Here is an 11869-nt window from a genome sequence, read left to right on the forward strand (position 1 = left end):
CGCGCTACATGGTAAAGACCTGCTCGCGGTCGTTCAAAAACTCGTTCTCGGCCACTTCCTCGCCCGGCTCGCGGCGCTCGAACTCCTTGAGCTTGTGGTGAAAGCCATCACTGGCCTTGATAATGGCAATACGCGCCGAGCGCACAAACTCAATCAGCCCGTAGGGTTGCAAAGCCTTAATCAAATTGTCGGTTTCCTCGCGGTGGCCGGTGGTTTCAAACACCGTGTAGTCCTTGCGAATGACCACGGCGCGGGCCCCGTTTTCGCGCAGCAGGCGCTCTACGAGCACTTTCTCGGCAATGATGTCGGTGGGCACTTTATACAGCGCCATCTCCTGCCAAATCACGTCGGCGTTGGTGTTGAAGTACACTTTGAGTACCTCCACCTGCTTCTCGATTTGCTTGGCGAGCTTCTCCACCACCTCCTCCGTTTCCACAATCACGATGTTGAAGCGGTGGATGCCCTCAATCTCGGAAGGCGACACGTTGAGGCTCTCGATATTGATTTTGCGGCGCGAAAAGATGATGGCAATGCGGTTGAGCAGGCCCACCTGGTTTTCGGTGTACGCGGTGATGTTGTATTCCTGGCGGTCCATAGCGTGTGCGGTAAGCTTTAGCTTGCCGTAAGTAATTAATTTGAAAGGAGTTACGGCAAGCTAAAGCTTACCGCACAGCCTAGCGCAGCCGGATTTCCGCCACGCTGCACCCCTGCGGCACCATCGGGAAGATGTTGTTCTCCTTCGTCACCATCACTTCCAGTAAAAACGACCCTGGGTGCGCCAGCATCCGCTCCAGCGCCGGGCGCAGGTCGGCGCGGGCATCTACGCGCTGGCCGGCGATGCGGTAGCCGGCCGCTACGGCCACAAAATCAGGGCTTTGGATATCCACGAACGAGTAGCGGCGCTGGTGAAATAGCTCCTGCCACTGCCGCACCATGCCCAAAAACTGGTTGTTGAGGATGATGATTTTCACGTCCACGCCCGTCTGCATAATGGTGCCCATCTCCTGAATGGTCATCTGAAAACCACCGTCGCCAATGACGGCCACTACCGGCCGGTGCGGGGCCCCAAACTTGGCCCCAATGGCTGCCGGCAGCGCGAAGCCCATGGTGCCCAGGCCGCCGCTCGTGACGTGGCTGCGCGACTGGTTTTGCCGCGCGTAGCGGCAGGCCACCATCTGGTGCTGCCCCACATCGGACACGATAACGGCCTCACCCCCAGTTATTTCATTGAGCTGCTGCATCACCTCGCCCATCGTCAATTCTTCCGAGGATGGAAACAATTCCTCCCGAATCACGGCGTCCACTTCCTGCGCCGCGTAGCCGTTGAAGCGGGCCAGCCAGGCGGCGTGCTCCTTGCGCTCGACCAGCGCCGTGAGCAGGGGCAGGGTTTCCTTGCAATCGCCCCAGACAGGCACGGCGGTGGGCACGTTTTTGCCGATTTCGGTAGGGTCGATGTCGAGGTGGACGATTTGGGCCTGCCTGGCGTACTTATCGAGGCGGCCGGTTACGCGGTCGTCGAAGCGCATGCCAATGGCAATCAGCACGTCGCACTCGTTGGTGAGCACGTTGGGGCCGTAATTGCCGTGCATGCCCAGCATCCCCACGTTGAGCGGGTGGCCAGTGGCCAGCACGCCCACGCCCAGAATGGTCCAGGCCGCCGGGATACCCGATTTCTCCACAAATTCCTGGAATTCGCGCTCGGCCCGGCCCAGCACCACGCCCTGGCCCCAGAGGATAAACGGCTGTTTGGCGCTGTTAATGAGCGCCGCCGCCTGCTCAATGTACTCGTTGCGCACCACCGGCGCGGGCCGGTAGCTGCGGATGTGCGTGCACGGCGCGTAGGCCGGCGCGTCGAACAGCTGCATCTGCGCGTTCTTGGTGATGTCGACCAGCACGGGGCCCGGGCGGCCGCTACGCGCAATGTAGAAGGCCCTGGCCAGCGCCTCCGGTATTTCTTCGGCCCTGGTTACCTGGTAGTTCCACTTCGTAACGGGCGTCGTGATGTTGATGATGTCCGTTTCCTGAAACGCATCGGTGCCCAGCAAATGCGCGAACACCTGCCCCGTAATGCAAACCAGCGGCGTGCTGTCAATGAGCGCATCGGCCAGCCCGGTTACGAGGTTGGTCGCGCCCGGCCCGCTGGTGGCCAGCGCCACTCCCACCCGGCCCGAACTGCGCGCATAGCCCTGCGCCGCGTGAATGCCGCCCTGCTCGTGGCGCACCAGCACGTGGTTGAGCTGCTCCTTGAAGTCGTAGAGCGCATCGTAAATCGGGATGATGGCCCCGCCGGGGTAGCCAAAAATCGTGTCCACGCCCTCGGCCACCAGGGCTTGCAGCGTGGCTACCGCGCCCGTGATGGGCGTGGTGGCGAGGGCGGGGGCCGCGCTAGCGGCGGGCGGGGCTAAGGTTTGCGGCGACATAATCTTCTTCTAATAAGTCAGTTATGCACCCGTGGCTGGCGTCGCTCACGGTTCGGATGTACTTGAGCAACACGCCCTGCGTGGCGGGCAGCGGCGGGCGCTGCCAGGTGGCGCGGCGGTCGGTCAGCTCCTCGTCGCTGAGCTGCACGTCGATGGTGTTGGCGCTGGCATCCAGGATAATCCAGTCGCCGTTCTGCACCAGGGCCAGGCCGCCGCCGTCGAACGCCTCGGGGCAGATGTGGCCGATAACGAAGCCGTGCGTGCCGCCCGAAAAGCGGCCGTCGGTTATCAGGGCCACTTTATCGCCCAGCCCGGCACCCATAATGGCCGAGGTGGGCTTGAGCATTTCGGGCATGCCCGGCCCGCCTTTCGGCCCCACGTAGCGAATCACGACTACCTGCCCGGCCTCGATTTTGTGGTCGATAATGCCCTGGTTCAGTTCTTCTTCCGAGTTGAATACTATCGCCGGGCCCTCAAACCGCAGCCCTTCCTTGCCGCTGATTTTGGCCACGCTGCCCCTGGTGGCGAGGTTGCCGTACAGCATCTGAATGTGCCCGTCGGCCTTGATGGGGTTACTAAGCGGGCGCAGCAAATCCTGCTCAGGGCCAAGGGGTTGCACGTCGGCCAGGTTCTCGGCCAGCGTGCGGCCGGTCACGGTCAGGAGGTCGCCGTTGAGCATGCCTAGGTCGAGCAACGTGCGCTGCACGGCGGGCACGCCGCCGATTTTCGACAAATCTTCCATGAGGTAGCGGCCGCTGGGCTTGAGGTCGGCCAGCACCGGCGTGCGGTTGCTCACGGCCTGGAAGTCCTCCATCGTCAGCTTCACGCCGGCCGCGTGGGCAATGGCGATGAGGTGCAGCACGGCATTGGTGGAGCCACCGAGCACGGTTATCATCACCATGGCGTTCTCAAACGCCTCACGGGTAAGGATATCGCGCGGCTTAAGGTCGAGCTCCAGCAAATTGCGCAGGTAGCTGCCGGCATCGAGGCACTCCTGCACCTTGGCGGCGCTTTCGGCGGGTAGCGACGACGAGGCGGGCACGCTCATGCCCAGCGTTTCGATGGCCGCGGCCATGGTATTGGCCGTGTACATGCCGCCGCACGCGCCGGGGCCAGGGCAGGCGTTGTGGATAATGCCCTGGTAGTCTTCCTCCGAAATATCGCCGTTAACTTTCTTACCGTAAGCCTCAAAGCATGACACAATGTTGAGCTGCTGCCCCTTAAACTCGCCGCCCTTGATGGTGCCGCCATACACCATCAGCGAGGGCCGGTTGAGCCGCGCCATGGCGATGAGCGCGCCCGGCATGTTCTTGTCGCAGCCCACCACCGTGGCAATGGCGTCGTAGTAGTGCGCGCCCGCCATTGCCTCAATCGAGTCGGCGATTATCTCCCTCGACACCAGTGAGTAGCGCATGCCCGCGTTGCCGTTGGTGATGCCGTCGCTCACGCCGATGGTGTTGAAGCGCAGCCCCACTAAGCCCTGGGCGGCCACGCCGCGCTTCACCTCGTCGGCCAGGCCGTTGAGGTGCATGTTGCAGGTGTTGCCCTCGAAGCCCGTGGAGCAGATGCCCACGAACGGCTTGCGCAAATCCGCATCCGACAGGCCCGCGCCGATGAGCATGGCCTGCGAGGCGGGCAAGCTGTCGTCCTGGGTGTAGATGCGGCTGAATTTATTGAGTATCATGGAGTTAATTCGGCAAAGAAATTCAGTTTGGCCCTAAAAAAACCTTCCTGAGCCGCGGGCCAGGAAGGTTTTCTTTGGGGTAAGAAGTACCTGCTAGCCCGCGAGGGTAGGAATAATGACCACGGAAATGACGGGTAGCAGGGGCATGGCGGGCAGTAGCGCGGACTTTTAGTCCGCGAGTGGTGACGCTTGATATTCGCGGACTAAAAGTCCGCGCTACACTTAAATAATCGTGCTCACGCCCACCGCAATGTTATGCGCGTTCCACTGCTGCTCGTTCGAGTCGGTAATCCAGAACGCCACGTAGCTACCTACCTGCTCAGTGGTATAGGGCGCGGTAGGGTTCAGCTCCGGCGTCAAGATGTTGTTAGTCAACGCTTCATCCACGGCTTCGCGCACCAAGTCGGCTTCGGCCGGGAGGCCCAGGTGCTCAAGCAGCATCGCGGCCGATAGAATGGCGGCTAGCGGATTAGCAATGCCCTTGCCCTTGGCCTGCGGGTAGGAGCCGTGAATGGGCTCGAACACCGCTACCGCCGCGCCCACCGAGGCCGAAGGCAGCAGGCCCATCGAGCCGGCAATAACCGAGGCTTCGTCCGAAATAATGTCGCCGAACATGTTCTCGGTGAGTATCACGTCGAACTGCCGGGGGTTGGTGATAATCTGCATCGCGGCATTGTCCACGAACAGGTAATCGACCGTCACCTCCGGGTATTGGTGGGCGATTTCGCGTACTACTTCGCGCCACAAGCGCGAGGTTTCCAATACGTTAGCTTTATCAACCAGCGTGAGGTGCTGGCGGCGGCCGGTGGCCGACTGAAACGCCAGGTGCGCGATGCGCTCAATCTCGGGGCGCGAGTAGGTGCAGTTATCGTAGGCCGCGCCGTCGGCCGTACGGCCCTTCTCGCCGAAGTAGATGCCGCCCGTCAGCTCCCGAAAAATCACCAGGTCGGTGCCCTCGATGCGGTCCGATTTCAGGGGCGAATGCTTCAGCAGCGCGTTGTAGGCCGTGACTGGCCGAATATTGGCAAACAAGCCCAGTTCCCTGCGCATGCGCAGCAGGCCCTGCTCGGGGCGCACTTTGGCGGTGGGGTCGTTGTCGTACTTGGGGTCGCCGATGGCCCCGAACAGCACCGCGTCGGCGGCGCGGCAGGCGGCCAGGGTTTCGTCGGGCAGCGGGTTGCCGGTGGCGTCGATGGCGCAGGCGCCCACGAGGTGCGAGGTAAACTCAAAGCGGTGGCCGAAGCGCTCGGCTACGGCGTCGAGCACTTTCACGGCCTGCCGACAGACTTCCGGCCCGATGCCATCGCCGGGCAGTAAAGCTATTTTCTTGGTTACCAGGTCCATGCGCGTTGTTTTTCAAAGGCCTCAATGGCCGATTTTTGATTTACTAAAAAGTCAATATCGTCGTAGCCGTTAATCAGGCACTCCTTTTTGTAGCCGTCGATGGCGAAGCTGAACGTTTCGCTCCAGGCCGGCACGGCCAGCGTCTGGGAAGGCAAATCGACGGCTAATTCCAACTGCGGGTCGGCTTCGATGGCGGCCAGCAGGCGGGCCAGCACCTCGTCGCTCACTTGCAGGGGTAACAGGCCGGTATTCAGCGCGTTGCCCCGAAAAATATCGGCGAAGTAGCTGGAGATAACCGCCCGAAAACCAGCGTCGTACAGCGCCCAGGCGGCGTGCTCGCGGCTGCTGCCGCACCCAAAGTTTTTACCCGCCACCAGCACGGAGCCGGTGTAGCGCGGGTCATTAAGCACGAACTCGGGCTTGGGCGAGCCGTCGGCGTTGTAGCGCCAGTCGCAAAACAGGTTTTCGCCGAAGCCTTCGCGCGTGGTCGCCTTCAGAAACCGGGCCGGGATAATCTGGTCGGTATCAATGTTTTCCAGCGGCAGCGGGCGGCCGGTGGTGCGCAGGGTTTGAAATTTCTCCATTGGTGCAGCCCCACCCCCCGGCCCCCTCCCCTGCGGGGGAGGGGGAGCCGGACGATAACAAGGGGTGGTACTTATGAATGAGTCACTTATCGAGATAGTTGGCTGACGACTGGCTCCCCTCCCCCGCAGGGGAGGGGCTGGGGGTGGGGCTGCTAATTCAAATACTGCGTAATGTCCACGATGCGGCCCTGCACGGCCGTGATGGCCGCCACCAGCGGCGAGGCCAGCAGCGTGCGCGAGCCGGGCCCCTGCCGCCCCTCAAAGTTGCGGTTGGAGGTAGCCACGCAATACGCGCCGGCCGGAATCTTGTCCTCGTTCATGGCGAGGCAAGCGCTGCAACCGGGCTCGCGTAGCTCGAAGCCGGCGGCGGCAAAAATCTTGTCGATGCCCTCGGCAATAGCCTGCTGCTCAACCTGTTTGGAGCCGGGCACGATGATGGCTTCTACGTGCCCGGCCTTCTGCTTGCCTTGCACGTAGGCGGCCACGGCGCGCAGGTCTTCGATGCGCGAGTTGGTGCAGCTGCCGATGAATACGTAGTCAATCTGCTTGCCGAGCAGCGACTCGCCGCGCTCGAAACCCATGTATTTCAGCGACTTATCGAAGCTCTCGGCCTCGTTAGCGGGTACTTCGCTGGGCACGTGGCCGGTGAGCGGGATGCCCATGCCGGGGTTGGTGCCGTAAGTAATCATCGGCGTGATGTCGGCCGCCTGGTAGGTGTACTCGGTTTCAAACGTGGCGTCGGCATCCGAATACAGCGTTTCCCAGTAGGCTACGGCGTCGTGCCAGGCCGCGCCTTTGGGGGCAAACGGCCGGCCCTCGACGTAGGCAAACGTGGTGGCATCGGGGGCGATGAGGCCACCGCGGGCGCCCATCTCGATGCTCATGTTGCAGATGGTCATGCGGCCTTCCATGCTGAGGCTGCGCACGGCGCTGCCCGCGTATTCCACGAAGTGGCCGGTGGCCCCGCCCGTGCCGAGCTGCGCGATAACGTAGAGAATCAGGTCCTTAGCCGTGACGCCCGGCCGCAGCTCGCCTTCTACCGAAATGCGCATGCGCTGGGGGCGGCTCAGCAGCAGGCACTGCGAGGCCATCACCTGCGCCACCTGGCTAGTGCCGATGCCGAACGCCACCGCGCCAAACGCGCCGTGGGTGCTGGTGTGGCTGTCGCCGCACACGATGGTCATGCCCGGCTGGGTCAGGCCCAGCTCCGGCCCGATAACGTGCACGATGCCCTGGCGCGCGTGGCCCAGGCCGTACAATTCAATCCCGTATTTCTCGCAGTTCTCCGTCAGTTTCTCCACCTGCAAGCGCGAAAGCGGCTCCCGGATGGGCTGGTCCTGGTGCAGGGTGGGTACGTTGTGGTCGGCCGTGGCTAGTATCTGGCTCGGGCGAAACAGCGGCAGGTTGCGCGCCGCCAGCTCGTCAAACGCCTGGGGGCTAGTGACTTCGTGAATTAGGTGCCGGTCGATGTACACCACGTCCAGTCCCTCAACAGAGCGAACGGTGTGGGCATCCCAGATTTTATCGAATAGCGTGCGGGACATGGGGTATGGTAGGGATAGAATAGCGTAACTGAATGAATAAGAACGTTATGCTGAACGCAGTGAAGCATCTTGGTCGCCTTATTTAACGATTGAGTTAGTGCAGCGGTAGAGATGCTTCGGCAAGCTCAGCATGACGTTATTTTTTGCTTTTTCAGTTAATAAATTTTTAGTAGCAATCAGCCAAAAGGCTAAGGAAGTGAAGCAGCAGGGGGAAGTTTTGGTCGGGTTAATAGTGTGAAAGAATGGCGTTTATGGGGGCTTAACCCGACCCCCTGACCTCCCTGCTCCCACCCACTGGCAGCGCCTGCCGCCCCGCTTCCTTAGCCCTTTAGCCGACGACTACTAATTTTTCTTGTTCGATTAGGATATGTAAGTCATTATCAAATACTTCGCGCTGGCTATCGGCCATTTGCAGGAAGCTGGCGTAGGCTGTGTTGAGCGCCGGGCGCTCCAGGTCGTACCCCAGCTTCTGGAGGCGGTAGGCGAGGGCGGCGCGGCCCGAGCGGGCGGTGAGCACGATGCTCGAATCGGCGACGCCAACTTCCTTAGGGTCAATGATTTCGTAGGTTTCGCGGCACTTGATTACGCCATCCTGGTGGATGCCGCTGCTGTGCGCAAAGGCGTTGGCCCCCACAATGGCTTTGTTGGCCTGCACGGGCATGCTCATGAGGTGCGATACCATGGCTGAGGTTTCGGCCAGCAGGCGCGTGTTGATGCCCGTAGTGAGGTTGAGGTCAGCGTGTTGGCGCAGTATCATCACCACTTCCTCCAGGGCCGTGTTGCCGGCGCGCTCGCCCACGCCGTTGATGGTGCACTCAATCTGGCGGGCGCCGTTGCTCACGCCCGCGATGGAGTTGGCGGTGGCCAGGCCCAGGTCGTTGTGGCAGTGCGTCGAGAGAATGGCGCGGTGAATGCCTTTCACGTTCTCGTAGAGGTACTTAATCTTGGCGCCGTACTCGTGGGGCAGGCAGTAGCCGGTGGTGTCGGGGATGTTGAGCACCGTGGCCCCGGCCGCGATGGCCGCCTCACACACCCGCGCCAGAAACTCATTATCGGTGCGGCCGGCATCTTCGGCGTAAAATTCCACGTCCTCCACGAAGCTCTTGGCGAGCTTCACGGCGGCAATGGCGCGCTGCACCACGTCTTCGCGGGTGGTGCGCAGCTTCTGCTGCACGTGCAAATCGGAGGTGCCGATGCCGGTGTGGATGCGCGGCCGGCGCGCCCCGCGCAGGGCCTCGGCGGCCACCCGAATATCGTTTTCGACGGCGCGGGTGAGGCCGCACACGGTGGCCTCGCGGGTTTGGGCGGCAATGGCGGCCACGGCGGCAAAGTCGCCGGGGCTCGACACCGGGAAGCCGGCCTCAATCACGTCGACGCCCAGGGCTTCGAGCTGCCGCGCAATGATTAGCTTCTCCTGCTGGTTTAGCTTGCAGCCCGGCACCTGTTCGCCGTCGCGGAGCGTGGTATCGAAAATCTGAATTTTTTGCGTCGCCATAAGAAGTAGAAAACTCGTCGGTGCGGGGCCAGCTTTATTAATGGCTCGCAAGTACCAGCGCGCTGCGAAGGATGTAAAACATTCTTTGGTGTTTTCTATTATTTCCAGGTTAACTATAATTTTACGTAAAAACTTACTAATCAATAAGTTATAGCCCAATAATCTACAATGCCTAATAAGCTCAGCGACCCTGTTTTTCAGCTCTTAAAGTCGCTGACGCAGTCCGAAAAGCGGCATTTTCGCCTTTTCACCAACCGGCAGGGCTCCACCGAGGGCCTGAAATTTCTGCAACTGTTCGACGCATTCGACGCCCAGGACCAGCCCGACGAGGAGCGCGTGCTGACCCAGGTGCCCACCCTTAAGCGCGCCCAGCTGGCCAACCTCAAGGCCAACTTGTACAAGCAGTTACTGGCTAGCCTGCGCCTCTACCACGCCGGCCAAAACCTGGACATTCAGCTGCACGAGCAGCTCGACTACGCCCGCGTGCTCTACAACAAGGGCTTCTACCAGCAGGCCCTGCGCATGCTGGCCAAGGTGAAGCTGGCTGCCCAACAGGCCGAGCTGCCGCACGTGGCCCTGCTAACCATTGATTTTGAGAAGCTTATCGAGTCGCAGTACATCACGCGCAGCTTGCAGGGCCGGGCCGAATCTTTGGCAGCCGAGGCCACGGCCACGGCCGCGCACCTCAGCCAGCAGCACGCTTTGTCCAATGCCTCGCTGCGGCTGTATGGGCTGTATCTGCAAGCCGGGCACGCCCGCAACCAGGCTGACCACGAGCAGTTTACGGCCTATTTCCGAGCGCATGTGCCGGCCAGCATCGGGCGGGGCAGCGGGTTTTGGGAGAAGCTGTATTTTTACCAGGCCAATGTGTGGTATCATACTATCAACCAAGATTTTAAGTCGTGCTACCGCTATGCGCAAAAGTGGGTCGAGCTGTTTGAGAACCAGCCCGATTTGCAGGAAAGCCAGACGATGCTCTACATCAAGGGCCTGCACAACTTGCTGGCGGCGCTCTTTAATATGCAGTATTACAGCAAGTTCAGCGAGGTGCTGCGCAAGCTGGAAGACTTTGGGGCCAACCAAACGCGCCGCGCCACGCCCAACACCGAGATGCTGCTGTTTCAGTACATCTGGACCAACCGCATTAACGCCTGCTTTCTAGAGGCGCGCTTCACCGAGGGCGTCGAAATCATCCCCGAATTGTTGGAGCAGCTGGGCCAGTACAAGGCGCAGCTTGACCTGCACCGCACGCTGGTATTCTACTACAAAATCGCCTGCCTCTACTTCGGCAGCGGGCAGTATAAGCAGGCTATCAAGTACTTAAACCGCATCATCGACCACAAGGAATTGAGCCTGCGCGAAGACTTGCAGTGCTTTGCGCGCATTCTCAACCTGGTGGCGCACTTCGAGGCCGGCCAGGATGCCGAGCTGGAGTACCAGGTGCGCTCGGTGTACCAGTTTTTGGGCAAAATGAACGACCAGCAGCCCATGCAAGTGGCAGTGTTCCGGTTTCTCAGGCGCGTGGGCCACATCGAGCCCAGCCAGCTCCGCGAAGAGTTTATCAGCCTGAAAATCAAGCTGGAAGAGATTGCCGTGCAACCCTTCGAGCGCCGGCCTTTCCTATATTTCGACATCATCTCGTGGCTCGAAAGCAAAATTTCGGGCCGCTCGGTGCAGGACGTAATGCAGCAGAAGTTTCTGGGCATGAAGTAGCCAGTAGCGCGAAGCTCTGCTTCGTGCGCGAGCGCAGCGAGCAACTGGCGCATGGGCCAGGTGGCCCGGTGCCGCCTCTTGAGCCACAGATAACGCCGAAAGCTGAAAATGTTAAAAATGAACTAGTTAATGAGCTGGCAAAGGCTTTAGCGTAGCGTATTCTACCAGCGTAAAATGCAGAGCTTTCTGCCTGGGACGTAGCTCATGCAACAGGTAGTAGCGGTGGTTGAATCCCGTGAGTACCACCAGCCGCTTGTGAGGATAGCGAACCAGCCAGGCGGCAATATTGCGCGCCATTGCCCGGTTGCGGATGCCCCAGTAAGCTTCATTTATCTGGTAAAAAGCCCGAAACTCCGAAAGCGCGGGGTGAGCCGCCACTATTTTGCCAAGTAGCTGGTATTGAGCGTGCTGCCGATGGGCCGCCAGCGAGTCGGCAGCGGTGGTATTGAGCGAGTCGAGCGGTAGTTGAGCCAGCATATTCAGGTGGGTACTCAGGCTATCATACGTATGCAGGCTGCGAAGCTGCCAGGGGGCCAGTTGCTGGGTAGCGCGTAATTGGCGTAGCCGTTGCATGACCTCATCGGGCTTAGTCAGGATGCCGTATTGCCGGTGGTAAGCATTGCGGCGGTTCCACTCAAAGGGCTGCCATACCGTAGCTGGGTGCCAGCGCACATATTTTCGTATTGCCTGGCCCTCGTTTTCAGGGGCCGAGCCACCCAGGGCCACTTGCAAAGCTTGCGGCAAGCCTGGCGAGCGACGCAGCTGCGGTATATAGGCGCTATCTCTCTCAAAGAGAATGACATCTGGCTTTAGGATTTCCAGCGCCGCGTACAAGCTATCGGGTTTCAGGTTGGCGTGCGGTGCGTGCGTGGTGCCAAGTACCACCAACTGCGTGCCGCCCTGGTAGGCCGCTGTGGAACTGGGGGCGGGTTTCTCCATAAAACGACGCCAACTGATTAGCTGCGCGGTGGCTATGCCCGCAACACCAACTACCACAAGCAAGAAGAATCCCAGACCTAATCGAAGCCAATTGCGATGCATGCGGAGGATGTTCAAGATGAATGAGTTGATGAATTTGCCAAATG

The 11869-nt window shown here is 60.6% G+C and carries 9 protein-coding genes; 1 reads left to right on the plus strand and 8 read right to left on the minus strand.

The genetic code is table 11. The features are described from left to right. Positions 1 to 4: 4 nt before the first annotated feature. The 7 genes from ilvN to QMK33_RS14660 form a co-directional block, all read right to left on the minus strand. Complete coding sequence (ilvN, locus tag QMK33_RS14630; RefSeq protein WP_283565345.1) at positions 5 to 595, minus strand: acetolactate synthase small subunit; 591 nt, start codon at positions 593 to 595, stop codon at positions 5 to 7. Positions 596 to 674: 79 nt separating this feature from the next. Beyond that, the gene (ilvB, locus tag QMK33_RS14635; protein WP_283565346.1) at positions 675 to 2420 is read right to left on the minus strand and encodes a biosynthetic-type acetolactate synthase large subunit; all 1746 of its coding nucleotides are present in this window, start codon (positions 2418 to 2420) and stop codon (positions 675 to 677) included. Next, a complete protein-coding gene (gene ilvD, locus QMK33_RS14640; RefSeq protein WP_283565347.1) occupies positions 2386 to 4104 on the minus strand; it encodes a dihydroxy-acid dehydratase in 1719 nt (572 codons plus the stop codon). Before ilvD ends, ilvB begins: the two co-directional genes overlap by 35 nt. A gap of 222 nt (positions 4105 to 4326) precedes the next feature. Then, positions 4327 to 5448 carry a 3-isopropylmalate dehydrogenase gene (gene leuB / locus QMK33_RS14645; RefSeq protein WP_283565348.1) on the minus strand — a complete coding sequence of 374 codons (1122 nt, stop codon included), beginning with the start codon at positions 5446 to 5448 and terminating at the stop codon, positions 4327 to 4329. Next, on the minus strand, positions 5436 to 6032 hold the full coding sequence (gene leuD / locus QMK33_RS14650) for a 3-isopropylmalate dehydratase small subunit (protein ID WP_283565349.1): 597 nt from the start codon (positions 6030 to 6032) through the stop codon (positions 5436 to 5438). Before leuD ends, leuB begins: the two co-directional genes overlap by 13 nt. Before the next feature lie 152 nt (positions 6033 to 6184). Beyond that, positions 6185 to 7576, minus strand: coding sequence for a 3-isopropylmalate dehydratase large subunit (gene leuC / locus QMK33_RS14655; RefSeq protein ID WP_283565350.1), 1392 nt, complete (start codon positions 7574 to 7576; stop codon positions 6185 to 6187). Positions 7577 to 7904: 328 nt separating this feature from the next. Further along, the gene (locus QMK33_RS14660; protein ID WP_283565351.1) at positions 7905 to 9071 is read right to left on the minus strand and encodes a 2-isopropylmalate synthase; all 1167 of its coding nucleotides are present in this window, start codon (positions 9069 to 9071) and stop codon (positions 7905 to 7907) included. 168 nt (positions 9072 to 9239) lie between these two features. Between QMK33_RS14660 and QMK33_RS14665 the strand changes: the two genes are divergently transcribed. Beyond that, positions 9240 to 10784, plus strand: a complete 1545-nt coding sequence (locus QMK33_RS14665; RefSeq protein WP_283565352.1) for a hypothetical protein — start codon at positions 9240 to 9242, stop codon at positions 10782 to 10784. A gap of 126 nt (positions 10785 to 10910) precedes the next feature. Here the strand turns inward: QMK33_RS14665 and QMK33_RS14670 are convergent, their stop codons facing one another. Then, a complete protein-coding gene (locus QMK33_RS14670; RefSeq protein WP_283565353.1) occupies positions 10911 to 11723 on the minus strand; it encodes a TraB/GumN family protein in 813 nt (270 codons plus the stop codon). Positions 11724 to 11869: the final 146 nt, after the last annotated feature.

Origin of the sequence: Hymenobacter sp. H14-R3 (assembly GCF_030063445.1) — a bacterium.
Taxonomy (GTDB): domain Bacteria; phylum Bacteroidota; class Bacteroidia; order Cytophagales; family Hymenobacteraceae; genus Hymenobacter.